This window comes from Streptomyces sp. CG4 (assembly GCF_041080655.1).
Taxonomy (GTDB): Bacteria; Actinomycetota; Actinomycetes; order Streptomycetales; family Streptomycetaceae; genus Streptomyces.
In genome coordinates this window covers 9885759-9908956 of record NZ_CP163525.1, presented here as the reverse complement: position 1 = coordinate 9908956, position 23198 = coordinate 9885759, and the positions used below count along the sequence as shown (strand labels likewise).

General features: G+C 68.8%; 18 protein-coding genes and 10 pseudogenes. 16 read left to right on the top strand and 12 right to left on the bottom strand.

Annotated features, from left to right (window positions below):
- The first annotated feature begins 104 nt into the window (after positions 1-104).
- A complete protein-coding gene (ppk2, locus tag AB5L52_RS45060) occupies positions 105-908 on the top strand; it encodes a polyphosphate kinase 2 (protein ID WP_369368762.1) in 804 nt (267 codons plus the stop codon).
- A gap of 16 nt (positions 909-924) precedes the next feature.
- Here ppk2 and AB5L52_RS45055 read toward each other — a convergent pair whose 3' ends face one another.
- Genes AB5L52_RS45055 through AB5L52_RS45045 form a run of 3 tightly spaced genes read right to left on the bottom strand, consistent with a single transcriptional unit; the run spans position 925 to position 3742 of the window.
- Positions 925-1794 carry a universal stress protein gene (locus tag AB5L52_RS45055; RefSeq protein WP_369368761.1) on the bottom strand — a complete coding sequence of 290 codons (870 nt, stop codon included), beginning with the start codon at positions 1792-1794 and terminating at the stop codon, positions 925-927.
- Positions 1795-1799: 5 nt separating this feature from the next.
- Positions 1800-2813 (bottom strand): zinc-dependent alcohol dehydrogenase, encoded by a 1014-nt coding sequence (locus AB5L52_RS45050; RefSeq protein WP_369368760.1) that lies wholly within the window; start codon positions 2811-2813, stop codon positions 1800-1802.
- 23 nt (positions 2814-2836) lie between these two features.
- Positions 2837-3742 carry a universal stress protein gene (locus AB5L52_RS45045; protein ID WP_369368759.1) on the bottom strand — a complete coding sequence of 302 codons (906 nt, stop codon included), beginning with the start codon at positions 3740-3742 and terminating at the stop codon, positions 2837-2839.
- A 272-nt stretch (positions 3743-4014) separates the two neighbouring features.
- Between AB5L52_RS45045 and AB5L52_RS45040 the strand changes: the two are divergent.
- Positions 4015-4901: pseudogene (locus AB5L52_RS45040) on the top strand (SulP family inorganic anion transporter); the annotation flags it as partial.
- A gap of 146 nt (positions 4902-5047) precedes the next feature.
- Here the strand turns inward: AB5L52_RS45040 and AB5L52_RS45035 are convergent.
- Positions 5048-5313: pseudogene (locus AB5L52_RS45035) on the bottom strand (arginine deiminase family protein); the annotation flags it as partial.
- A gap of 236 nt (positions 5314-5549) precedes the next feature.
- Between AB5L52_RS45035 and AB5L52_RS45030 the strand changes: the two are divergent.
- The 4 genes and pseudogenes from AB5L52_RS45030 to AB5L52_RS45015 all read left to right on the top strand — a co-directional run.
- Positions 5550-5897: pseudogene (locus tag AB5L52_RS45030) on the top strand (SpoIIE family protein phosphatase); the annotation flags it as partial.
- 207 nt (positions 5898-6104) lie between these two features.
- The gene (locus AB5L52_RS45025) at positions 6105-6704 is read left to right on the top strand and encodes a cation transporter (RefSeq protein WP_369368758.1); all 600 of its coding nucleotides are present in this window, start codon (positions 6105-6107) and stop codon (positions 6702-6704) included.
- Positions 6705-6844: 140 nt separating this feature from the next.
- A pseudogene (locus AB5L52_RS45020) lies at positions 6845-7461 on the top strand (SLC13 family permease); the annotation flags it as partial.
- Between the two features lie 418 nt (positions 7462-7879).
- Positions 7880-9532, top strand: a complete 1653-nt coding sequence (locus AB5L52_RS45015) for an RICIN domain-containing protein (RefSeq protein ID WP_369368757.1) — start codon at positions 7880-7882, stop codon at positions 9530-9532.
- A 228-nt stretch (positions 9533-9760) separates the two neighbouring features.
- Here the strand turns inward: AB5L52_RS45015 and AB5L52_RS45010 are convergent, their stop codons facing one another.
- The 3 genes and pseudogenes from AB5L52_RS45010 to AB5L52_RS45000 all read right to left on the bottom strand — a co-directional run.
- Positions 9761-10033, bottom strand: a complete 273-nt coding sequence (locus tag AB5L52_RS45010; protein ID WP_369368756.1) for a hypothetical protein — start codon at positions 10031-10033, stop codon at positions 9761-9763.
- 17 nt (positions 10034-10050) lie between these two features.
- Positions 10051-10275: an NUDIX hydrolase gene (locus AB5L52_RS45005; RefSeq protein ID WP_369368755.1), complete on the bottom strand. Its 225-nt coding sequence runs from the start codon at positions 10273-10275 to the stop codon at positions 10051-10053.
- A pseudogene (locus AB5L52_RS45000) lies at positions 10272-10451 on the bottom strand (transposase); the annotation flags it as partial. The gene AB5L52_RS45005 and the pseudogene AB5L52_RS45000, both read right to left, overlap by 4 nt.
- Before the next feature lie 104 nt (positions 10452-10555).
- Here AB5L52_RS45000 and AB5L52_RS44995 point away from each other — a divergent pair.
- Together AB5L52_RS44995 and AB5L52_RS44990 are read left to right on the top strand one after the other, a co-directional pair.
- Positions 10556-10798, top strand: coding sequence for a hypothetical protein (locus tag AB5L52_RS44995; RefSeq protein ID WP_351032798.1), 243 nt, complete (start codon positions 10556-10558; stop codon positions 10796-10798).
- Between the two features lie 259 nt (positions 10799-11057).
- A pseudogene (locus tag AB5L52_RS44990) lies at positions 11058-11792 on the top strand (IS5 family transposase); the annotation flags it as partial.
- A gap of 20 nt (positions 11793-11812) precedes the next feature.
- Here AB5L52_RS44990 and AB5L52_RS44985 read toward each other — a convergent pair.
- Together AB5L52_RS44985 and AB5L52_RS44980 are read right to left on the bottom strand one after the other, a co-directional pair.
- Complete coding sequence (locus AB5L52_RS44985; RefSeq protein ID WP_369369100.1) at positions 11813-12052, bottom strand: hypothetical protein; 240 nt, start codon at positions 12050-12052, stop codon at positions 11813-11815.
- 139 nt (positions 12053-12191) lie between these two features.
- Complete coding sequence (locus AB5L52_RS44980) at positions 12192-14000, bottom strand: recombinase family protein (RefSeq protein ID WP_369368754.1); 1809 nt, start codon at positions 13998-14000, stop codon at positions 12192-12194.
- A 282-nt stretch (positions 14001-14282) separates the two neighbouring features.
- Here AB5L52_RS44980 and AB5L52_RS44975 point away from each other — a divergent pair.
- Positions 14283-14405: pseudogene (locus AB5L52_RS44975) on the top strand (IS5/IS1182 family transposase); the annotation flags it as partial.
- Between the two features lie 21 nt (positions 14406-14426).
- Here the strand turns inward: AB5L52_RS44975 and AB5L52_RS44970 are convergent.
- Positions 14427-15107, bottom strand: a complete 681-nt coding sequence (locus tag AB5L52_RS44970; protein ID WP_369368753.1) for a hypothetical protein — start codon at positions 15105-15107, stop codon at positions 14427-14429.
- Between the two features lie 46 nt (positions 15108-15153).
- Here AB5L52_RS44970 and AB5L52_RS44965 point away from each other — a divergent pair, with 46 nt between their 5' ends.
- The 4 genes and pseudogenes from AB5L52_RS44965 to AB5L52_RS44950 all read left to right on the top strand — a co-directional run bounded on the left by AB5L52_RS44965 (position 15154) and on the right by AB5L52_RS44950 (position 18871).
- Entirely contained in the window at positions 15154-15933 is a 780-nt protein-coding gene (locus AB5L52_RS44965) for an RNaseH domain-containing protein (RefSeq protein ID WP_351578530.1), read from the top strand.
- A pseudogene (locus AB5L52_RS44960) lies at positions 15840-16790 on the top strand (ISAzo13 family transposase); the annotation flags it as partial. The gene AB5L52_RS44965 and the pseudogene AB5L52_RS44960, both read left to right, overlap by 94 nt.
- A gap of 314 nt (positions 16791-17104) precedes the next feature.
- Positions 17105-18205, top strand: coding sequence for a recombinase family protein (locus tag AB5L52_RS44955; RefSeq protein WP_369368752.1), 1101 nt, complete (start codon positions 17105-17107; stop codon positions 18203-18205).
- A gap of 51 nt (positions 18206-18256) precedes the next feature.
- Positions 18257-18871 carry a hypothetical protein gene (locus AB5L52_RS44950; protein WP_369368750.1) on the top strand — a complete coding sequence of 205 codons (615 nt, stop codon included), beginning with the start codon at positions 18257-18259 and terminating at the stop codon, positions 18869-18871.
- Here AB5L52_RS44950 and AB5L52_RS44945 read toward each other — a convergent pair.
- Both AB5L52_RS44945 and ltrA read right to left on the bottom strand, forming a co-directional pair.
- Positions 18847-19973: pseudogene (locus tag AB5L52_RS44945) on the bottom strand (IS701 family transposase). The gene AB5L52_RS44950 and the pseudogene AB5L52_RS44945 overlap by 25 nt on opposite strands.
- Before the next feature lie 49 nt (positions 19974-20022).
- A complete protein-coding gene (gene ltrA / locus AB5L52_RS44940; protein WP_369368748.1) occupies positions 20023-21297 on the bottom strand; it encodes a group II intron reverse transcriptase/maturase in 1275 nt (424 codons plus the stop codon).
- 572 nt (positions 21298-21869) lie between these two features.
- Here ltrA and AB5L52_RS44935 point away from each other — a divergent pair.
- From AB5L52_RS44935 to AB5L52_RS44925, 3 genes and pseudogenes are all read left to right on the top strand, one after another.
- Positions 21870-22124 (top strand): annotated as a pseudogene (locus tag AB5L52_RS44935) (ISAzo13 family transposase); the annotation flags it as partial.
- Positions 22125-22130: 6 nt separating this feature from the next.
- Positions 22131-22604, top strand: a complete 474-nt coding sequence (locus AB5L52_RS44930) for a transposase family protein (protein WP_369369080.1) — start codon at positions 22131-22133, stop codon at positions 22602-22604.
- 87 nt (positions 22605-22691) lie between these two features.
- A complete protein-coding gene (locus AB5L52_RS44925; RefSeq protein WP_369368747.1) occupies positions 22692-22997 on the top strand; it encodes an RNaseH domain-containing protein in 306 nt (101 codons plus the stop codon).
- Positions 22998-23198 lie beyond the last annotated feature (201 nt).

Genomic DNA, 23198 nt, shown 5'->3' with positions numbered 1-23198 from the left:
AGTGGGTGTCCGGAGTGCGCTGCCGCCCGCCGGTGAGTACGGTGGCGTCCAGGTGGTTGACTTGGGCGTGGGCGGCGTCGTAAGCCGCCGCGCGGGGAGGCGGCATGGGTGGCAAGAACGCGGCGAGGCTGCCGCTCAAGACGTACGAGAAGGAACTGCTCCGGCTGCAGACGGAGCTGGTGAGGCTGCAGGAGTGGGTGCGCTCCGAGGGCGCCCGGCTGGTGGTGGTCTTCGAGGGCCGGGACGCGGCGGGCAAGGGCGGCACCATCCAGCGGGTCACGCAGTACCTCAACCCGCGCCTTGCCCGTATCGTGGCGCTGCCCAAGCCCACCGAGCGCGAGCGCGGCCAGTGGTACTTCCAGCGGTACGTCGAGCATCTGCCGGCCGCCGGGGAGATCGTGCTGTTCGACCGGTCCTGGTACAACCGGGCCGGGGTCGAGCACGTGATGGGTTTCTGTACGAAGGAAGAACACCAGCTCTTCCTCCGACAGTGCCCGATCTTCGAGCGGATGCTGGTGGAGGACGGGATCCTGCTGCGCAAGTACTGGTTCTCCGTCAGCGACACCGAGCAGCAGGAGCGGTTCAAGCGCCGCCTGAAGGATCCGCTGCGGCGCTGGAAGCTGTCGCCGATGGACCTGGAGTCGATCACCCACTGGGAGGCCTACTCCCGGGCCAAGGACGAGATGCTGGTCCACACGGACATCACCGAGGCGCCGTGGTACATCGTGGAGAGCGACGACAAGCGCCGGGCCCGGCTGAACATGATCGCCCACTTGCTGAGCACCGTGCCCTACCACGACGTGCCGCCACCGGTGCTGGAGCTTCCACCGCGGCCTGCGTCGACCGGCTACGAGCGCCCGCCGCGCGACCTGCAGACCTACGTCCCCGATCACGCGGCGAGCCTCTGAGAGCCGGTCACCGCGGTCACGCCCGCTGCGGTACGACGGCGACCGGGCAGGCGGAGTGGTGCAGCACCGCGTGGACGACCCGGCCGAGCTGGAGGCCGTAGTGGCCCTCGCGCCGCCGGGCTCCGACGACCAGCAGGTCCGCCTCGGCCGAGACGGCCGACAGCACCTGGCGGGCGGGACCCTCGACGATACGCCGGTGCACCTCGACCTCGGCCGGGGCCTCCCGCAAGGCCGCTTCCAGCACCTGACCGGCCCGTACCTGGTGCTGCCGGGCTGCCTCGCCCGACAGCCGGCCGTGATCGATGCTCTGCGCGGGGCAGCGCCAGGCTCGTACGGCATCCAGCGGCACTCCGCGCAGCCGCGCCTCCTCCAGGGCGAAGTGCAGCGCCGCCGCGCTCTCCGCGTCCTCGGCTACGCCGACGGCGATACGGGCGCGTGCCCCGGACCGTGCCTGGTTGTCGTGGCTGCCGGGCAGCACGATGACCGGGCAGTGCGCGTGACCGGCCACCGTCACGCTGACGGATCCGAGGAGCGCCTCGGCCATGCCGCTTCGGCCGCGGGAGCCCAGCACGACCGCCGAGGCGGAGCGGCTCTCCCGTACGAGGGCGTACTCCGGCTCCTCAGGCAGCACGTCGGTGGAGATCTTCGCGTCGGCCTGCCGGCGCCGGGCCCGCCGCTCGGCGGTCGCCACGATCTCCTCAGCCATCACCTGCTCGGAGGGCTTGCCGAGGTCTGCGGTGAGAGAGACACCCTCGTACCGCTCCCACAGCGAGGCGTGGACCAGCCGGAGCGGCGCCCCGCGCACGGCGGCCTCGTCGGCCGCCCAGTCGACGGCCCGCAGGCTCGGCTTGGAGCCGTCCACGCCGACGACGATCGGGAGGTCCATCGCTGTCAGTCCTCCCTTCCGAGGTCGAAGACGATGCGGGCCTCGACCTGGCCGCGCAGGACATCGCCGATGGACTCGTTGACGGAGGTGAGGGGACGGGTCGTGTAGATGACCTCGGTCCGGGCGGCCACGTGGAGCTGGAAGACCTCGGCGAGGTCCTGACGGGTGCCGACGATGGAGCCGATCACCGAGGTGCCGTCCAGCACGGTACCGAAGATCGGGACGCGGACGGTGTCGCGTGCCGGCAGGGCCACGATGACCAGCTTGCCGCCACGTCGCAGCCCGGAGTTGACCGCCCCGAACGCGGCGTCGTCGACCGCGAGCGCGATCGCGGCGTGGGCGCCACCGTGCTGCTTGAGTACCTGGCCGACATCCTGCTTGCGGGCGTCGATGACGAGATCTGCGCCGAGTTCCTTGGCGAGTTCGAGCTTGTCGTTGGTGACGTCAATGGCGGCGACGGTGGCACCGGCGATCTTCGCGTACTGCAGGGCGAGGTGGCCGAGGCCTCCGACCCCGGAGATCGCCACCAGCTGGGTGGGCCGGACCTCGGCGACCTTCAGAGCCTTGTACGTCCTCACGCCGGCGCAGGTCAGCGGGGCGGCGTCGAGCGGGGTGATGCCCTCGGGCACCGGCGGGGCGAAGTCGGCCCCGGCGAGCATCTTCTCGGCGTGCCCGCCGTCGCAGCCGTAGCCGGTGTTGATCTGCTGCTCGCACAGTGTCTCCCAGCCGGACAGGCAGTGCTCGCAGGCCTTGCCCGCCCAGGGCACGGCGACCCGCCGGCCGACGGTCAGGTGGATGACGCCGTCGCCGAGCGCCTTGACCAGGCCGACGGCCTCGTGGCCGGGGACGAACGGCGGGTTCGGCCTGACCGGCCAGTCGCCGTGCGCGGCGTGGATGTCGGTGTGGCACAGGCCGGAGGCTTCAACGCGGATGCGGACCTGCCCGGGGCCGGGCTCGGGGTCGGGGCGTTCCTCGATGACGAGGGGGTCGCCGAGGGCTCGTACAACTGCTGCCTTCATGCTGTCGGCTCCTTGAGGGCGGGTCAGTCGTGCGGGACGACGGCGACGGGGGCGGTGGCGTGGTGCAGCACGGCGTGGGTGACGGGCCCGATGCGGGCTCCGGCGGAGGATTGGCGCATGCGCCGGCCGACGACCACCAGCGAGGCCTCGCGGGAGGCGTCGATCAGGAGGTGGGACGGGCTTCCGAAGCGCGACTCGGCGACGACCCGGACGTCCGGGAACTTCTGCCGCCAGGGGGCCAGCACTTCGGTCAGGGCGTCGGCGTCGCTGTCCGCCAGCATCTGCTGCACTCCGGGGTCAGGAGCCATGCCGTAGGCGTAGTAGGGCGTCGGGTTCCAGCCGTGTACGACACGCAGCGGGGCGTTGCGGCGGGCGGCGGCGTCGAGGGCGAACCGGATCAGAGTCTCGTCGGGGCTGCCGAGGTCGAGTCCGAGGACGACCGGGCGGGAGGAAGTGGTGGCGGACGGGACACCGGCGACGTCCATCTCGTTCTCGTCTGCAGGCTGCTCACCTGCCCGGACCAGGACGACGGGCCGCTCGGCGTGCGCCACGACCGCGAGTCCGACCGAGCCGATCAGGAAACCGGCGATCCCACCCAGCCCGCGCGAGCCGAGGACCAGCAGCTCGGCGTCCTTCGCCACGTCGGCCAGGGCCTCGGCGGGCGAACCGCTGAGCTGCTCCGTACTGACCTCGGCACCGGGGTGGCGCAGCCGCAGGCCCTCGGCGGATTCCCGGGGAATCCGCTCGGTCCAGTGCTGGTAAGTCTCGGCGCCGAGGAACGGGGCGTGCACCGTGGGGGCCGGTGCCGGATCCCAGACGTGTACGAGCTTCACAGGCAGTCCGCGCAGCTCCGCCTCGCGGGCGGCCCATTCCGCGGCGGCGCGGCTCTCGGGCGAGCCGTCGAGACCCACGGTGATGGCACGGGGCATGATCTCCACCTCCTGAATCGGGGGGACCCGATTCCAGCGTCGTGTTCCGGGATTGCGCGGGCAGCGACCGCTTGCCCTCGTCCCTCACTCACTCTCGTCCGGTGCGCGGTGTCGCGCCGGATGCCGAAGGTCTCCGCCGGATGGGCTGAACGTCCCTGGCCGACGGGCTGGTTGGGGCGGGAGCCGGAGAATGCGTCGCATGGCACGCCGGATCTCTCTCGCAGATGATCGCGCGGCGGTGGGTGCTGGGCTCGAACAGGGAGAGGAGGCAGATGGCTCAAGGCTCGGGCGGACGGTTTTCGTTGTGTCGTCGGCTGGTCCCCGGCCTGGGCGCGCTGATGCGTTTCGGCGCTCGTGGTGGAAAGGCGATCTGCTGGTCGGCGTGAGCGAAGCGGCCTATCTCGTACCGCAGGTCATGGCCTACGCGGGAGTGGCCGGGCTACCGCCGGCCGCCGGGCTGTCGATCCGGCGGCTCTCGTCCTCTCCGCCGTGGCCTGGCGTTCCTGTTCACGGTCAAGCGGTACGTCCCGCAGCTCCCGGGACCGCTGCTCGCCGTGATCCCCGCTACCACGGCCGTGGCCGTCGTCCACATCGACGGCTGGCATCGCCTCAAGGTGATCAGCAGCGCGCCGTCGGGCCTGCCCTCCCTGGCCCTCCCGGACTGGGCAAGCTGCCGCACCTCGTGCTGCCCGCGCTCTCTTCTTCGATGGGCGCCCGCAGCCATGCGCACTCCCTGGCGGCGGGCGCCGCGGTGCTCGCCGTCCTCCGCTTCCTCAGCCCGCTGCTGGCCCGTACCCCCTCGGCCGTGCTCGGCGCGCTCGTCATGTACGCCGCGGTCCGCATGATCGACGTGGCGGGCCTCCGCCGGCTGGAGTCCTTCCGCAGACGGGAACTGCTGCTCGCTCTGAGCTGCCTGGTAGGGGTACTCGCGTACGGGGTGATCGTGGCCATCGGCCTGTCGATGGCCGAGCGGCGGACCTGGGTGGCGCGCCTGCACGACGCAGTGGAGGGCCTGGTGCCTGGCGTGGCAGGCGCGCACGACGAGGACGACTACCCGCCAGCCCGTACGATCCCCGGGCTGCTGGTCCACCGCTACGACTCGGCGCTGCTCTTCGCCAATGCCGAGACCTTCCGAGGCCGGGCCCCGGCCGCCGTCGACACCCTGGCCAGTACGTATCGCAGTCTCAGCCCAGAGCGGCCTTGAGGACGTCGAAGGCGGAAGCGTGCGAGCGTCTCGCCGCACAGATCGGTGCACAACTCGCGCACCCGGTCCATGAGGGCGGGGCCGACCGTCGCCGGCGTGACGACGCGGTCCAGCGGCCAGTTGCGGGCCTCGGGCACGTCCAGGGTCTGGGCGAGCAGGTCGGCGAAGTAGTGGACACGGGTGCCGTGGTCGCGCAGGACCTGGGCGAAGGCGTCGTGCTCCTCCCGGGCCCGCTTGGCCCACAGAATGTCGTCGAAGAGCAGGGCGTCGACGTTGCGCGGGTGAGGCGGGAGAGTTCGAGGCCGGGGCGGTGCAGGATCACCTGGCGGAGGCGGCCGACCTCGGAGTCGACGTGGAAGGAGTTCATGGCGGGAGTTCCTCCGCGTGCGGGATGGTGCGCTCGCCGGGCTGAGCAGGTCTGCGGCCGGGACACCCGCACCGCCGTGACCTTGTGCTCGGGGCGCGGGGTGACGGTGTCCACGTGGCCGGAGGTGAGGCGGTTCACTCCGCTCGTGGGGAACGGTAGGCGCAGAAGACCTCGGCCGGTGGCCCGGTCCAGATGGGTGAGGCGGGCCAGGTGGTAGCGGCGAGGCGGGCACCTGCACCGCAGCCACGGCCGGCCACCTGCCGCCCCTTCTCATCCACCCCCACGGCAGCGCCGGACTGATGCACCTTCCGGCCGGTCCTCCCATCGGCACAGAACTCGGCGACTACGAGACAACAACATTCGCATTCGAGCCGGGCTCGGTCCTGCTGCTCTACACCGACGGCCTCGTGGAACAACGGGGCGTGGACATCGACGACTCCGTGCACGCCCTAACTGAGATGGATCTGTCCGCCGACGGCCCACTTGAGGACCTCCTCGACACACTCCTGACCCAACTGACCAACAGCACGAACGAGGACGACATCGCGCTCCTCGCCGCCCGGCTCCGCCCTCTTAGCGGCTAACGACCGCAGTGCTTGCCTGGACAGGGAGACCAGGATCAGCACTACTACGGGCGAACGATCAAGCGGAATTCATCACCCGTTGCCGGACTGGGCGAGTTCGGCGTGGACGGGAAATGAGGGTCGGCTCGCCGCGCCCCACTTCTGTTGCATTCATGACAACCAGTGACCCGGCTACTGACGGTTCTGGGCGGCTGGGAGACTCGCCTGGTGAGTGATGTGAACGAGACCCCCCGGCAGACCCTGCTCCGCCGCGGCTTCGCCTTGGAGTACGTGACCCTGGGCTGGAACGTGGTGGGCATTTTTGTGCTCGCCGTCGCGGCGATCTCCGCGAAGTCGGTGGCACTGGCCGGGTTCGGCCTGGACTCCCTGATCGAGATCGGCGCGTCCACGGTGGTGATCTGGGAGCTGTCCGGCACCGGCGAGGACCGCCAGCGCCGCGCCCTGAAGCTGATCGGCGTCGGCTTCGCGCTGCTCGCCCTGTATCTGCTGGTGCAGTCCACGTTTGTACTGGGCACCGGTTTCCACCCGCACCACTCACCGCTGGGGATCGTCTGGACCGCAATCACCGCTGCGGCGATGTTCGCTCTTGCCTTCGGCAAGGCCCGCACCGGTGCCGCCCTGGACAACCCGGTGCTGAAGACCGAGGGCCGGGTCACCCTGATCGACGGCCTGCTCGCCGCCGCCGTCCTGATCAGTCTGGTCCTCAACGCCCTGGCCGGCTGGTGGTTTGCAGACCCGTTGGCCGGCTTTGTCCTCGTGTACTACGCCATCCGCGAGGTCCGCGAAATCTTCTTCGGCGAGCACTGACCCCGCAGTCCCGGGTCAGCCCGTCAGCCGGCGGCGGGCCGGCTCCCCGCTCAGCGTCCGGGGGCAGGGCCTCAGCCTGAGTGGGGGGCGGTGCCGGAAGATGAGAGGGTCACCGTTGCTGCCACCCTGAGGGGCTGACTCTGAACAGGTCTTTCGCGGAGGTCATGTCGGTCGTCCTGCTGGTGGTGCTGGTCTGCGCTGTGGCGCACCCGTGGGGCTGGCCGGAGGTCGTGGTCGCTGTAGCGGCCGCCGCTCTGGTGATCGGCACCGGCGCCATCTCGCCGGCGCACGCGGCGGCCGAGGCCGCCCGGATCGGACCGGTGATCGGCTTCCTCGCGGCCGTGCTCGCACTGGCTCAACAGTGTAATGACGAGGGTCTGTTCCACGCCTGCGGAGCCTGGATGACGCGCACCGCCGCGGGGCGTCCACGCCGCCTGCTGGTGCAGGTGTTCGCCATCGCCTCGGTCATCACGGCGGTACTCAGCCTGGACGCCACCGTGGTGCTGCTCACCCACGTGGTCATCGCCACCGACCTGGACGCCGACGCCCAGGAGCCACCCGGCGAAACGTACCGGAGATCCCACTGTTCGCCCTGGTCACCGTCGCCTGCACGCTGGCCGGACTCGTCCTCACCTCCGCGGTCGAGATCACCCCGGCCCGGGCCGCCCTGGCCGGTGCCCCGACGCTCGCGGCCCGCGCCCTGGCCCGGCGCCGTACGACTCCCGGCGCGATCGTGCCTGCCGCAGCCCTGCCGTTCGAGCGCAGCAGGTACTTGCCGTCCAAGTTCTCCTCGGCCTTGATCTTCGCGGCATCCATGCGCAGCAGCCCGCCGTGCGTGACGCGCAGGTAGCGGTTCAGCCCGGGCTTGGTGCAGATCACCCCGCGCAGCTCGGCGCGCTTGGTCGGCGTGAGCTTGTCGGTGCCGTCGATCAGGTCGGTGCCCGTTGCCGACGGCGGACCGTCGCCGTCGCTCTGATGACGCAGAGGCTCTTGGGGCCGACGTTAGCATCGGGGACGCCTTGGTCCGGGTCGCGGTCGAGGTGCCGGCCGAGTGGATCAGACAGCTGCGCGACTACCGTTGGAGCGCTATAGGGTCCGTCCAGCGATCATGAGCGGAGCCGGGTGAGTGGAGCAGCGGGTTTGCTGGTCTGTCGGGAGGGAGCGGTGTGAGGCCGTTGGAGGCGTCTGACCCGATCGCGGTTGGACGGTATCGGACGATCGCCGAGTTGGGCCGGGGCGGCATGGGCCGGGTGCTGTTGGGCAGCGGCCCGGACGGGCGGCTGGTCGCGCTCAAACTGGTGCATGCCCAACTGGGCATGGACGAAGGGTTCCGGGCGCGGTTCCGCCGGGAGGTGGATGCCTCGCGCAGGGTCTCCGGTGCATACACGGCGGCCGTCATCGACGCGGATCCGCAGGCGGTTACGCCGTGGCTGGCCTCGGTGTTCGTACCCGGCCCGTCGCTGTACGAAGCGGTGGAGGCCGCCGGCGTGCTTCCGGTGGAGGCCGCGCTGCGGCTCACTGCGGGCCTGGCCGCCGCGCTGCTTGAGATCCACCGCGCCGGCCTGGTGCACCGGGACCTGAAGCCGTCCAACGTGCTGCTCACCGACGACGGTCCCCGCGTGATCGATTTCGGCATCGCACGAGCGGCCGACAGCCAGGGTGCCGACCAACTGACGCACGCCAACGCACTGGTCGGTTCACCCGGCTTCATGTCCCCGGAACAGGCCCAGGGGCTGCCGGTCAGCCCGGCAAGCGACCTGTTCTCCCTGGGCGCAGTGCTGGTCATGGCGTGCACGGGCATGGGCCCGTTCGCCGGGACCTCCACCCCGCAGACCCTGTACAACATCGTGCACACCCATCCCGACCTCACCATGGTTCCGGACAGGATCCGCTGGATCATCGAGGGATGCCTGGCCAAGGACCCAGCCGCGCGGCCAAGCCCGGCCCAACTGCTTGACTCCATCGGTGCCATCGCCCCATCCCCGCAGCCCTGGCCACCGGCAGTGCACCAACTGATCGCGCGGCAGCACGCCGAGGTCGCCCAGTTCCTAGCCGCATCGCAGCAAGATGCCACCCTCGTTGAGCCCGTCGCCCCGACGATCATTCAGCCCCTCACCCAGCCCGGCCCGCTGACCGAGCCGGCACGACCGCCAGCACCCGTCCGGGCGCGACGCCTGCGGCGGTCCGCCATCGCCGCGGGGATCACCACCGTCGGCATTGTCGGCATAGCAGGTGCCGTGGCCGCCGCAGTCCTGGCACCGGGGCACGACAACGGCACGGAAACAGCCTCCGCTCCTGATGCCTCTGCTTCTCAGTCGCCCACGTCGGACGCGACCGCGCCGACACCGCAGTCTCCCGCACCGTCGTCAACGATCGGCATCGACCCAGGCTCCTGGTACCAGATCACCAACGCCAACAGCGGCCAGTGCGTCGACGCCACCAACGCGGGTACCAGCGACGGCACCCCCGTCCAGCAGTGGACCTGCGGCAGCGATCAGGCCAACCAGGGTTGGAAGTTCATCCCCACCAGCGACGGCTACTACGAGGTGGTCAACCGCAACGTACCCGCGCTGGCGCTGGACATCATCGGCGGACCGAGCGCAACCGCGAACGGCGCACAGACCCAACTGTGGACCTTCGCCGGCGGCACCAATCAGCAATGGAAACCGGTGCCCCTCGCAGCGGGGAAGTACGCGTTTGTGGTCAAGCACAGCGGCTTGTGTCTGGACGTGACCAATCTGTCCACATCCAACGGCACCCAGCTCCAACAGTGGCCCTGTACCAGCAACGACGCAGCCCAGACCTTCACCCTCAGCCGGCAGCCCTGAGCGCCTGGCCAACTCCTTGTAGACACAGACTCATCGACGCAACTCCGACCGGGGAAGAGACACACGGGCGGCTCAATTGCCAGCGCTCTCCGCAGCTGCCTGGCAGCGGCGCCATTGAATGCGTAACCGTGTTCCGGCGCTACGGATGGTTGACTCCTGTGAGCGGACTCCAATTGGTGGTTTCACAGAAGCATCGTCGGGACGGGCTCCGCCGTGGTCCACGGCGGGTCAGATCCAGCGGTAGTTGGTGTCGTCGAGGGGCGGCAGGAGGGCCAGGGCAGCGTCGAGGGGTGCGGTGGGAGTAGCCAGCCCGGCGAGCGGAACTGGTGGGAACAGTGCTTTGTCAGCCGTGTCCTTGTAATGGCTCCAGGTGAGGTGGCCGGCGCCAGCGGTGTCGTCGTGCTCGACGGTGCGCAAGTGAGCGCGGGTGGAGTTGTCGATGTAGACGCGGAAGACGAGGTGGAGTTTGCGGGGTGGGGTGGAGCCGGGGCGGGTGACCATGGCGTCCTGGATCCAGGTCAGATGCGGGACACCGGTCGCATCTGTGAGATCCGGCCCAGTTCTTCGTCGAGTTCGCGCTCGAGGGCCTGATGGATGGGTTCGCCGGGTTCGACGTTGCCACCTGGCAGGGTGTACTGGTCCTGGCCGTCCTTGGTGCGGTGGATTAGAGCGATCTCTTCCCCGTTGAACAGGGCTGCGGCGACGCGGATCTTGATACGGGTGAATGGCTCGGCAGAGGTCATTGAGGGGGTTCTCCTTCGGTGGGAGAGGTGCTGTGGTGTCCCTTGGACAGGCGGCGCAGGCAGATGATGCAGCACGCGAGTTGCACAAGCCCCTGGTGCAGATCAGCGCGGTGTTCGTAGCGGATCCGCAGGCGTTTGAACTGGTGGAGCCAAGCGAAGGTTCGCTCGACGACCCACATCGTATGTCCCAGGCAAGGTCGGCGAAGCCTACGTCGGCGAGGAGGTCAGCGCGCGCGGCGCGACCACATTCGCAGAAGAGAATGTAGAGGATAAGTGCGGCGTGGTCACCGACGTGGGCAAGCCCTTCACGTTCCATAACGAGGACCGCAGTCAGCCCACGGTCGACGACCTCATCAATACCGACCTCGATACCCTGGGCGGAGACAGCGGCGGACTGCTCTACGGCGAAAACACCCATCAAGCCCTGGGTGTGCTCAGTGGTGGAGGCAGGTTCTACCCCGTGGCCAAGGTGCTGGAACAGAACCCGGACTTGCACCTGGGAGTTACGCCGACCGGTTCGTGACGCTCTCGATGCTTGGGCCATGCCGAAGCCGTGCGCCTGCCTCCAGGGCGTACGTCTTCGGCAGAAGGCTGGGGTTCCTGCTTCTCGCATGACCGGGTCGTCCCCGAGAGCGAGTGGTCCGTCACCGTGACACATGCCGAGCAGGAGCCTCTCACATACGGATAGCAACGATTTCGGGTTCTTCAAAGAGCATGCGGATGCCCGGGAACGGGCTGATGGCCTGGCCTTCGCCTGAGTCCTGGCGGCCGGTGGAGGACGCATGTTCAGGTTCGCACTTGCGTGGCATTCGTGGGCGCGGATCGAGCCGTTACTCCCGGACCGTACGCCGAAGCGGAGCGGCCGCTGGCGGGATCACCGCCAGGTGATCGACGCGATCGCCTTCAAGTTGCAGACCGGAACGCAGTGGGCGCACTTGCCGGAGAAGTACGGCAACTGGCGAGGCATCTACAACCGGTTGCGGACGTGGGCCGTGGACGGCACCTGGGATCGGGTGTTCACCGCGCTGATGGCCCAGCCCGACGCCGACGAGGACCTGGCCTGGGCCGTGTCGGCGGACGCCACGATCGTGTGCGCTCACCAGCACGCTACTGGGGCCCGCAAAGGGGGCTCCTGCCGGCGAGCCTGCCAACCACGCCATCGGTCGACCCCGTGGCGCACTGACCACGAAGATCCACCTCGCTGCCGATGCCCACTGCCGGCCCCTGGCGTTCGTTCTCACCGCGGAGCAGGCCGGCGACACGCCCGCCTTCACGGACGCCATGGCTCGCCTGCGCGGTCCCCGACGGCGTGGTCGTCCCCGCACAAGGCCGGACGGGGTCCTCGCAGACAAGGCCTACTCATCTCGCGCGATCCGAGACCACCTTCGCAAGCGCGGTATCCGGGCGGTCATCCCCGAACCGACGGACCAGCGGGCCGCCGGCTGCGACGCGGCAGCCGGAGCGGTAGACCGCCGGCCTTCGACCACGAGGCCTACAGGCAGCGCAACACCGTCGAGATGAGCAAGCCGCAGTGCTGTCATAGCTGCGGTTCGTCGCCATCGCCGTGGGCTCCTGTCTCGTTCTGGATTATCGCCATCCGCTGGTCGTACAGCCAGGGTTGGCGTGCTCCGTGTCCGCGGGGCAGTTCGTGCAGGCGGCGAAGCCGTTCGACTTCGGCACGATCGGCGTGAATCACCCAGGACCGGCGCCGGTCATCTTGCTGGTGGGCGGTGACCCAGCCGTACTTGATCCAGCCGAACAGGGTGACGCGGGGCATGCCGATCTCGCGGGCGAGGTCGCTGGGCCACCACTCGTCGGGGCCGAGGGGTGAGGCGTTTCGACGCAGGCTCTGTTCCTGCGGGCTGATGCAGCCCAGTTCCCGCAGGAGCTGGCGGACGCCTTGAGTGCCGAAGTGATCACGGCGTTTGGGCGGCCGGAAGCCTCGGCGTTGAGGATCTTCGCGATGGCGGGAGCGGTCTGTCCGGCGGCGGCCAGTTCCCGTGCTCGGGCGACGAGTTGAGGGAAGTAGCTGAGCTGGTCCAGGCGGCCGACGGGGCGGATGGTCTCACCGTCGGGTGGCCGCCGGCCCAGGTGATCTGGACGGTGACGCGTTCACTGTCATCGATGACGGTCACGCGGATCGCCTCGATCAGGTGCCGCATCAGCTGTTTGCGGTCCGTGTTCGTCGTGGTGGGCGCCTGCCACACGGCCGGCAGGTCGCCGGCCAGGGCCCGGATCTGCTCGCGTTCGGTGGCAGTGAGGACTCGCGGCCGGGCAGCGATGAAGCGGTCGTAGTCCTCGCCCAGGTGCTTCCGCTCGGCCAGCGCGGCTTCCCAGGCGCGCTCCAATTCGCGCACGACCAGGCGGTTTTCCGGTTCAGCCAGCTGATATTGGCGGCGGGCCCGGTCGACGGCGTAGTCGGCCCGCTCCAGACGCTGGCGCCAGATCCGGTCCACCTCGTGGCGCCGCTGCTGGGCGTGCTCTGCCGCAGCCAGGGAGACTTCGAGTGAGGCCGGGGCGAGGGCGGTCAGCAGCAGGGCGGTGACATACCGGTCGAGGCAGGCTCCGGACAACTGCTGGCACAAGACGCCGCCGTAGTCCGCCTTGACGCGGCTGCACTCGTACTTCGGCCACAGCTTGCCGCCCGCGCCACGCTGGTAGTGCACGGTCATCCGGGTATCGCACCGGCCGCAGTAGACGAGTCCGACCAACAGGGCCGGACCGTCCCGCAGAGCGCCCAGGCTCAGCGCCCGGGACCGGTTCGTCTCGATCCGGGCCAGGTTGCGTTCATGCTGCTCGGTGCCGATATACGCGGGCAGCGTCCCGGGCAAGTACACCAGCCAGTCCTCGCGCGGTTTACGGACACGGCCGGTGCAAGGACGTCCCGGGATGCGCCGACGGGGATCGGTCCGGCTGCGGCCATAGACATACATTCCGGCATAGGCGGGGTGCCGGAGCATGTTCTGGATCATGATCCGGCTGGGGCGCCGCCACACCAGTCGGCCCTTCTCCGGCCCCTCGCGGGTCCGGATGCCCATCTGGATGCCGTGGTCGACCAGGAACCTCAACACGCCGTTGATCAGGCCGAGTTCGTCGAACAGGTCGAAGACCAGACAGACCACGGCCTGCACCTGCTCGTCGGGGTCCCTGACGACCTGGCCGTCGGCGAGCCTCAGATAGCCGACCGGCAACGGCACGGCCAGCTCACCGCGGCGGGCCTTGGCGGTCCGTCCGTTCCACATCCGCTGCTTGATCAGATGGAGTTCGGCCTCGCTGATCGTGCCCTTGAGACCGAGCAGCATCCGGTCGTTGTGCTCGGCCGGATCATAGACACCGTCCGGGTCGGCGAGCAGGGCTCCGGCCGGCGCACACAGTTCCAGCAGCTGGTGCCATTCGCGGCCGCTGCGGGCCAGCCGGGACATCTCCACGCCCAGGACCAAGCCGACGTGGTCGAGGCCGACCTCGGAAACCAGCCGCTGGAAGCCGGGCCGGTCCACCAGGCCGGACGCCGAATGCCCCAGGTCCTCATCGATCACCAAGACCCTGGAGGCGGGCCAGCCCAGATCGACGGCCCGTTGCGTCAGCCCGTACTGCAGCCGGGTCGACTCCGCGTGGTCGAGGACCTGTTGCGGGGTCGACTGACGAACATAAACGACCGCGAGCCGGTCCAGATGCCAAGGCTGGACCTTGCCGTCAAGGCGTTCCCACGGAGCCGTCACCGACACGGGGCTCACCCCCGTCCCGTCCCGCCGCGTTTAGCATGCGAGCCGCCAGCTCGGCCAGCAGCCGCACCACCTGCTGACGGCTCAGCTCGGGAACCGTCTCCCACGGCATCTGGGGAGCTCAGCAGCGACGTCCTCGGACACCGCGACCCACCCCCTCGTCCTCATCGGCCCGTCGCTCCCGCAACTGCTGCACCACCGCTGCAGCCCGGAGCAAGCCATCCACCCCTATGACCGGCACATTCCCCGATCCAGAGTCATCTATGTGTGCATTACGGCTTGCTCCTTGAGCGATGCATCAACCGCCTGAAGCAAGGGCGCGGCACAACCACCCGCTACGAGAAGACCGCGACTGTCTACCTGGCCGGACTCCATATCGCCGGCATCTTCCTCTGGCTCACCCGGTAATCCAAACGAAAGCCCCAGCCCTCAACGTCCTGCGTCCAGCACTCCTGACGACGCGGGAGGCTCGACATCGAACGGCTCGTCAAACGCGCTGAACGACGTGGTGGTGACGTTTCCGCCGCCCCGGTAGACGCTCCTCAGCAGGTACGGCTTACCCGCGGTGGCCACGTAAAAGGTGTACGTTCCTTCTTTGTCTGCGCTGTCCGTAACGTGCAGCGCGACCGCCTCCCGTCCGTCGATGCGGGTGGTCTCGCCCTTCTTCGCCTTGCCGAACGAAGCGAACATCCAGGTACACGTCGCCAGTCCGTCGCCCGGCTGTGCCTCGTCGACGGGTTCCCTCACCCACTGCTTCAGCCGCAGGCCGTCGATCTTCCTGCCGCTCCACTTCTCGAGGTATGTCTTGTCGGGACGGACATAGTCGGTCTCTCCGATCCGGATCTGTTCGAGGCTGCCATTCTCGGGCCAGGTGGTCTTCGCCTTGCATCGGCTTCTCAGGTCAGTGATGAGCCGGGTCGTCAGCGTGCCGTGGGCCGTGGTGTTGGTCGTCTCCACGGTCACGGTATGCAGTGCGCGCATTGTGTTGTTGGCTTCGCCGAGCAGTTCGGCCGCGGGCTTCGTCTCACCGGCATCACCGGCCGTGCACCCCGTGAGTGCGGCGCCGCTCAACAGACACACCAGTGCCATAGTCATGGGAATCGCTCGCACGGGCCCCCGCTCCGTCTCCGTACACCGAATGACCATGCTCATGCCCATGATCGGCAAGGGGAGCCTACCAGTCCCGGCCGGGGTGGTCCATCCGCGCCTGACACCCTCCATCTCCACCGGCAACGGTCTCAAAGAGCGCGTTGCCCACCTCGGCCTGCACATGCGCGCCCAACTCGGCGACAGGCACGTCAACCGTACCGAGGAGCCCAAGCTCATGTGGGTCCTCACCGCGTTCGTGCCCGTCGGCGAGCGCTGGAAGGCCCTCGTCTACCTGCCCACCGACCGAGGAGGAAGCGGCGGCTGGTTCAACTGCGCACGCGCCCAGGCGCTGTCGCGCAGCCACCCCATCCCCGAAGGCAGCCGCGGCGACGACACCCTGCCGCGCCGCATCGATCACGCCCTGTACGAACTGAGCCGGCACCTCAAGTCCGGCTACGTGCTTTATGTCTCCGGTGACTCCACCCGGCCCGTCTGGCCGCTGCTGGCGAACAAGAACGCAGACCTGCTCCCCGACGACGGCCTTGCCCATGGCAGGCCCGCGGTGCCCGGCACCACGCTCGCGCCCGAGCACCTGCCGCGGACCGTCATCCGCACCACCTCCAGCGCTGACCCGAGCATCCCGCTGCCCGCGCTCTTCCACGAGATCGACGAGGACCGCACCGTCAGCGACGGCGATAAGGGCTTGCCGGGAAACAAGTCGTGGCTTCCAGCTGCGGGACTCGTTGCTCTGGTATGGGGAGACCGGAGGGGATCGAGGCCGTCCTGGCTGCGAAGTTCCAGGTGTTGTTGCCGCATCTGGACGAGCGTCAGCGTCGGCTGGTCATAGGGGCGGAAGCGCTGTCGCTGGGGCATGGTGGGATCAGGCTCGTCGCTGCCGCGGCCGGGGTTCGGGAGGGCACGGTCTCGCGCGGAGCGGCTGAACTGGAGTCTGGTCAGGCTCTGCTGGGGCGGGTCCGTCGTCCTGGTGGGGGCCGGAAGAAGGCTGTGGACCTTGATCCGGGGCTGCGGCCGGCGCTGCTTGCGCTGGTCGAGCCCGACGAGCGGGGCGATCCGATGTCGCCGCTGCGGTGGACGACGAAGTCGACCCGGAAGCTGGCAGCGGAGCTGACCCGGCAGGGCCACCGGGTCTGCGCCGACACGGTCGCCAGCCTGCTGCGGGAGGAAGGCTTCAGTCTGCAGGCCAACGCCAAGACCATCGAGGGTGCTCAGCACCCCGACAGGGACGCCCAGTTCCGCTACCTCAATGAGCAGGCACGAGACCACAGGGACGCCGGTGACCCGGTGATCAGCGTGGACAGCAAGAAGAAGGAGCTGATCGGCGACTACAAGAACGCCGGGCACGAATGGCGGCCTGCAGGGCAGCCCGTGAGGGTCAAGACGCACGATTTCCCCGGCCAGGCCGAGAAAGCGATTCCGTACGGAATCTATGACATGGGGGCGAACACCGGCTGGGTCAGCATCGGCACCGATCACGACACCGCGGCGTTTGCCGTCGCCTCGATCCGGCGCTGGTGGCAGGCTCGCGGCCGGCGCGACTACCCCCGCGCCCGTCGGCTGCTGATCACCGCCGACGGCGGGGGCTCCAACGGCTATCGCACCCGCGGCTGGAAGACCCAGCTCGCCGACCTCGCTGCCGAGACTGGCCTTCAGATCACGGTGTGTCACCTGCCGCCCGGCACCTCGAGTAGGGTCGGGGACTGGCGCGGTTGCTTCAGCGGGTGGTAGCACCTGGGGCCTTTCTTCCGCCGGTTTCCCGGTCGGCTGTGCCACCCCAGTGGCCGTGACCTGCTTACTTGCTCCGTTTCCAGCCCCCGCCACCTCGATCCGGGCATGCGGTTCTCCCGCACCCGGCTCACCGACGCTGTTCACCGGCGGCATTCGGCTTCCCCCGCCAGTCCCGAAAGGGCCTGGGGGCGACGACGTTCCCGGCAAGACCGACCAGGCCCAGATGGTCCGGCGAGGCATAGTAGTGCTTCGTTAGGTTCTGGCTGTGGTGGTTGCTGCTGGGACTGAAGGGGACGATGGCCGAGGCCGAACTCCATCTGATCAAGCAGCGCATGCAGACCGGGCGGGTGAGCAAGGCCCGCCGCGGAGAACTGGCCGTGCCGCTGCCGATCGGCTACGTGCGCCGGCCGTCCGGCGAGGCGGTCCTCGACCCGGACGAGCAGGCACAGACCGTGGTGCGGCTGGTCTTCACGAAGTTCGCCGAGCTCGGCACCCTGCATGCGGTGCTGCGCTGGCTGGTCGAGCACGGGATCGAACTGCCCGTGAGGTTACGCCGGGGCCCGGACAAGGGCGAGCTGGAGTGGCGGCGGCCGAACCGGATGACGCTGCAGTGCATGCTGCACAGTCCGGTCTATGCCGGGATCTACGCCTACGGGCGCCGCAGGGTCGAGCACCGCCGGCAGCAACCGGGGCGCCCCTCCACGGGCAGGGTGGTGCGCGGTGAGGAGGAGTGGCTGGTGTTCATCCCCGACGCCCTGCCCGCCTACATCACCGTCGAGCAGTACCGGGCCAATCTGGCCCGGCTTCAGGCCAACGCTGCCCGGGCCGAGGCCCCCGGCACGGTCCGCAGCGGCCCCGCGCTGCTGGCCGGGCTGGTGCGCTGCGGTCGCTGCGGCAAGCGCATGACCGTGCGCTATCACCAGCAGGCGGGCGGCACCCGCCCCGACTACGTGTGCGCCCGGCAGATGACCGACTACGGGGCCGGCGACCGTTGCCAGGCACTGAACGGGGCCTGCGTGGACGCCTTCGTGACCGCCCATGTCCTGGCCGCGCTGGCCCCGGCCGCGCTTGAGGTCTCTTTACGTGCGGCCGAGCATGTCCTGGCCGAACGGGCCGAGCTCGAGAAGATCTGGTCCCAGCGGCTGGAACGCGTTGCGATCAGCGTCGACCGGGCCCGGCGCTGTTACCGCCTTGCCGAGCCCGAGAACCGCCTGGTCGTACGGCAGTTAGAAAAGGACTGGGAACAGGCCCTTGTCGCCCAGCAGACCCTGCAGGAGGAGTACGACCGCTTCACCCTGACCCGTCCGCGCACCCTCACTGCCGCCGAGCAGCAGGCCATCACCGCGCTCGCCGGCGACATCGAAGGCTTGTGAAGTGCACCGACGACAACCACCACCGATCGCAAAGAAATCATCCGCGCGCTCGTGGAGCAGGTCACCGTCACCGTGCTGGGCACCAGCGAACGGGTCACCGTCACCATCACCTGGGCCGGCGGCCAGACCACCACCGACGAGACCGCCCGCCCCGTCGCCCTCCTGCAACAGCTCAGCTACTTCCCGCAGATCAAGGAACGTGTCCGCGAGCTGGCCGGACAGGGACACCGCCCCGAGGCGATCGCCCGGCGCCTGCACGCAGAGGGCTTCCGCCCGGCCCGAGGACGCGGGAACCGGATCAGCGCCACCGCGGTCAAGGAGATCCTGCGCGAACTCGGCTGCCTGCAGCCGCCCGCCCGCACCCGGTCGGCCCCGCCACCCGGCGAAGAACCCGGCCGCGATGAATGGTGGCTGGAAGACCTCGCCGCAGAACTCGACATGCCTGCAGTCACCCTCTACTCGTGGATCTACCGCGGCTGGGTGAACGCCCGCAAAGAGTCCCGGCGCCCCTACCGCTGGATCCTCCACGCCGGACCCACCCAACTCGCCGAACTCCGCGAGCGACGCACCCGCCCGCCCGGCTGGTACACCCGACTCCGCTGGACCGACACCGAACCACCCCTCCCGGCCCAAGACGGAGATCAAACAGCCAGTTCCCATTTATGAGTGCACTGTGGTTGACACATCTCGATCCGCCAGCGCATCTTCGCCCACCGCACGAGTTCCACGATGGGTGTGGTCGCGGGAAGGTTCGAGATCCAGTAGCCGGTCGGAGCGTCCTGCCCGGCAGGCCATTCCACGAGCATCGTGTAGGCGGGCAGGACACCGTCCCACCGGTAATGCCCACCGCCTGCCTCCTGGGCGGCGGCCAGGGACTGCTTGCCCGCCGGACGCACGGTGAGCACGGCGAACCGTGAGGTCATCCGCCCTTTGCTGCCTTGCCGCCAGGTCACCTCGGCGAGCATGTCCGCGGTGACCTGGGCTGCGTGCTGGGACAGGGCCCGTGGCGGGGTCCGGTAACGAAGCAGGGTCGGCGGTCCCAGACCGCCGTAGTCGGGCCGGTGCGGCTCGGCGTGTTCGGGGTGGGCGACTTCCTTCCCGGTCAGTGCCAGCACATAAGCCAGGCCCCGTTCGTCCAGTGCGAGACGGAAGGGGGTACTGACGCCGTAGCCGGCATCCGCGACCACGACCGGGGCCTTCAGCCCCACTCGGCGAGCATGTCGAGCAGGCCAAGTGCCAGGCGCCACTTCTCCCGGTGCTCCGTGGCCTGCGGGACCCCGGCTTTGCGGCAGCGGTCCGGCTCGTCCGTCCACTCCCGGGGCAGATACAACTGCCAGTCCAGCGGACACGATGCCGTGTCCGTGGCGGCATGAACGCTGACTGCGACCTGGCAGTTCGCCCGCTTGCCCAACGCTCCGCAGTACTGGCGGGCCACCCCGACCGAGGCGGTTCCGCACTTGGGAAACGACACGTCGTCGATCACCCACACCTCAGGCGTGATCGTCTCGCACAGCCGCTGGGCGATCCGCCGTCGCACCGGCAGCGGATCCCACGGCGACTGGTTCACGAACTGCTGCAGAGCCTGCATGTTGCCGTCCGGCAGCCGCTCGGCCATCGGCTGGATCGACTTGCGCCGGCCGTCCAGCATCAGACCCCGCAGGTAACACTCGCCCCACCGCCGCTGATCCCGCCGCGGCACCGAAGCGAACACATCGCCAACGAACTCCGATAACTCACCCCGGAGCCGTTCCACTTCCCCCAACCTCATACCGGGAAGCTGCCCACCACCAGCCGAGATCACTCGACGTAACGAAGCACTAATAGGACACCACCCACCGTCCAAAGCCACGCGAGCGTTTGTGCTTCTTCGCAACGAACAGCACCATCCGCATCCGCGTGAACTCCCTGATCACCGCGAAGCGGTCGGCGGAGTTGCCGAACCGGAAGTACCCGGCCCAGCCGGTCAGGAACCTGTTCAGCTCCGCCACCACCACTTCAACAGGCAGCAGCAGCCGGGACCGGTCGGTGAGCTCCCGGATCCGGTCCCGGGCATGCCGCATGGCCTTGTCCGCGGGCCAGCGGGCGAGGAAGGGGAACGGCGCTCTGCCGCCCCGTCCCGGTGCGAGCACCAGCCGGTGGTGGAAACCGAGGAAGTCCACGCCTTCCCCACCCACCTTCAGGTGCACAATCCGGGTCTTGGCCGCCTTCGGTTCCAGGCCGAGGCCGGCCAGCAGGTCCGTCAGCCGCTCAAGAGCGGCCCGGGCCTGATTGCGGGAACGACACATCACCACGGCATCGTCGGCATAACGGACCAGGATTCCGTGCTTGCGCACGTCCCAGGCCCGATCGATCCGATGCAGATAGACGTTGCAGAGCAACGGAGAAACCACCCCGCCCTGGGCAGCCCCCCTGTCCGCTTTGTGCACCACCCCGTTCTCTGATACCCCTGCGCGCAGGATCACCCGCAGGAGCTTGAGTACGGACTGGTCACACACCCTCTCCTCCACCGCTTTGATCAACTCGGCGTGCGGAATCGCCTCGAAACAGTTGGCGATGTCCGTCTCCGCCAGCCACCCGCATCCCCTCCAGGACTCATCGATCAGCACCTGGAGGGCGTCATGCGCACCCCGCCGGGGCCGGAACCCGAACGAGCACGGACGGAAATCCGCCTCGAACACCGGCTCCAGCACGAGTTTCAGCGCGGCCTGCACGATCCGGTCACGAACAGCGGGAATCGAAAGCGGCCTCGACTCCCCCGGCTGGCCAGGCTTGGCAATGAACACCCGGCGTGCCGGAAGAGGCCGGTAGCGGCCCTCCCGCAGTTCCACGGCCAGCTCGCCGAGGAGCCGGTTGACCCCGTACTCCTCGACATCGAGCAAGGTGACCTTGTCGATCCCCGGCGCGCCCTCGTTCTGACGCACCGTCACCCACGCGCGCGCAAGGACGTCTGTGCGCCAGACCTTGTCCATGAGCGCGTGAAACCGTCGTCCGGCATCAGCCTTGGCCGCCCGGTAGAGCGCATGCTGCAAGGCACGGACCGGGTCCAAGGGAGAACGTCCCCCGGCGATGGGACTAGCCACTTCGGCACTCATCGAGCCCCTCCACTCAGCATCACGCACCAACGAAGTAGCGGCCCTTCCCTCCCCGGCGGTTATGTTGTCCGTCCGGGTCAAGCAGTACTACGGCCGCCTCCGACGCCCATCCGCCTCGACTTCACTTCCCGGGGTCACCGGTTATAGAAGGCGGTGCTTCCGGTGACATCACGCCGCACGTCACCGGGGCGGAGAGGGCCTCTCCAGTTCCCGCCGTCACTGTCCGAACGTTCCGCGCCCCTTACGCCGGGGAGTTCTTCGCGGCTGCCTTCCAGGGTCTTCACCGCTTCCATGGCCTTCGCCCTGACACTCCGGGCTCGGCTCTCCCTTTGCCCGCTCTCGCGGGGATCTTCACGACGCGGCAGGCTTCGCTTGATGCTACGGACCGTACGGTTGCTCCCCCTTACAGGGCTTTCGACGCTGGGCTTCGACACCAGGCGTTTCCCCCCGATGCCGCCAGCCTGCTACCGGGCCTCCTGGCAGCTACCCGGACCGGACTTTCACCGGCAAGCGACGACGAGCTTGCGACTGATGGTCAATCACCTAACACGATCAACCTCCGTCTTCTGGACGCACAGTGGAACAAGATCGAGCACGGGCTGTTCTCCCACATCACCATGAACTGGCGCGGCAGACCCCTGACCAGCCATGAAGTCATGCTCCAAACCATCGCCGCGACCACCAGCCGCACTGGCCTCACCGTCCATGCCGAACTCGACAGCGGTGAGTACCCCACCGGCATCCGCATCAGCGATGAGGAGATCGCCGCCCTGCCCATCACTCGCCATCGCTTCCACGGCGACTGGAACTACACCCTCCACCCCCAGCGTCCGATGGACGCGGCGACCATCGGCAGCACACCGGACGAGGCCCTGGCGGACAGACCGACTCGCCTCACCCGGCGTTCGCTCCAGGACCCGGAACTGACCGGGATGACCCGCCAGCAGCTCAGCGAGCTCATCGACTCGTTGACTCCAGCGATGGAGGTTCAACGCGAGCAAGTGCTCCGCACACGTCGAGGCCGCGAGCGCCTGGTAGCCCCTGGCGCAGGCGCCAAAGCCAAGCTCACCTCAGCCGACCGGGTCCTGGTGACCGTGCTCCACCTGCGAAAACTCGCGACCATGCACCTCCTGGGCCAACTCTTCAACACCACCGCCATGACCATCAGCCGCGCAGTGAGAGACGTCCGCCCGCTCCTGGAAGCCCATGGTGTTCATCTCCCAGCCTCAACAGCCCGTTTCCGCACACGGGAAGACGTCGCCAGGTTCCTCGACCCCGACAAAACCAAGATCAAACCAACGTGTTGATTCCCGGCAAGCCCTAAGACCAGCAACGCACTGTTCCAACTCGACGGCATTGAAACGACGTTCATCATGAGCCGCTGACCCCAGCAGATGGACGGCAAGACCCCATCGGCCAAGTCCGGCCGCACACGGGGGCGTTGGGCGTGCGACGACAAGGAGGCGCAGGCCGAGACCTGGTACAATCTCACCGCTACCGAGATCGCCGTCATCCAGCACTCCGACGGGGAAGGTGCGCTCCCGTACGCCCTGACCACCGCGCCGCTGTGCAACCACGCCCTGGGCTGGGAACACCGCACCCGCCACCCCCTGCCCGTCCACGCCGCCATCCAGATGGATGAAGACCACCCCGAATGCCGCCGCACTGCCGACTGGGACACCGACGACACCACCGGCTAGATGCGCTGGCCCGGGGATGTTGATGACGCGCGGGCTGGGCGCCTGAACGGATGAGGGCCTTCTGGGTTCGGTGTGGATCGCGACATCCACGCCCGACCGCAGGGGCCCTCGTGTCCCACCGTAACGCCCCACTGACCCCGACCGGCGGGCTGCGTCTGGCCAGGTGTGTCCGTGGACGAGGGCTGGCCGCTGCACGGGGGC

What these genes read in the sequence shown, in the direction of transcription:
- AB5L52_RS45050 (WP_369368760.1), bottom strand. Translation starts at nt 2,813, where the DNA reads ATGAAGGCAGCAGTTGTACGAGCCCTCGGCGACCCCCTCGTCATCGAG.
- AB5L52_RS45010 (WP_369368756.1), bottom strand. Translation starts at nt 10,033, where the DNA reads ATGGTCACCCGCCCCGGCTCCACCCCACCCCGCAAACTCCACCTCGTC.
- AB5L52_RS44985 (WP_369369100.1), bottom strand. Translation starts at nt 12,052, where the DNA reads ATGCCCCGCGTCACCCTGTTCGGCTGGATCAAGTACGGCTGGGTCACC.
- AB5L52_RS45045 (WP_369368759.1), bottom strand. Translation starts at nt 3,742, where the DNA reads ATGCCCCGTGCCATCACCGTGGGTCTCGACGGCTCGCCCGAGAGCCGC.
- AB5L52_RS45005 (WP_369368755.1), bottom strand. Translation starts at nt 10,275, where the DNA reads ATGACCTCTGCCGAGCCATTCACCCGTATCAAGATCCGCGTCGCCGCA.
- ltrA (WP_369368748.1), bottom strand. Translation starts at nt 21,297, where the DNA reads ATGAGTGCCGAAGTGGCTAGTCCCATCGCCGGGGGACGTTCTCCCTTG.
- AB5L52_RS44930 (WP_369369080.1), top strand. Translation starts at nt 22,131, where the DNA reads ATGGACGCGGCGACCATCGGCAGCACACCGGACGAGGCCCTGGCGGAC.
- AB5L52_RS44925 (WP_369368747.1), top strand. Translation starts at nt 22,692, where the DNA reads ATGGACGGCAAGACCCCATCGGCCAAGTCCGGCCGCACACGGGGGCGT.
- AB5L52_RS44965 (WP_351578530.1), top strand. Translation starts at nt 15,154, where the DNA reads ATGATCGGCAAGGGGAGCCTACCAGTCCCGGCCGGGGTGGTCCATCCG.
- AB5L52_RS45055 (WP_369368761.1), bottom strand. Translation starts at nt 1,794, where the DNA reads ATGGACCTCCCGATCGTCGTCGGCGTGGACGGCTCCAAGCCGAGCCTG.
- ppk2 (WP_369368762.1), top strand. Translation starts at nt 105, where the DNA reads ATGGGTGGCAAGAACGCGGCGAGGCTGCCGCTCAAGACGTACGAGAAG.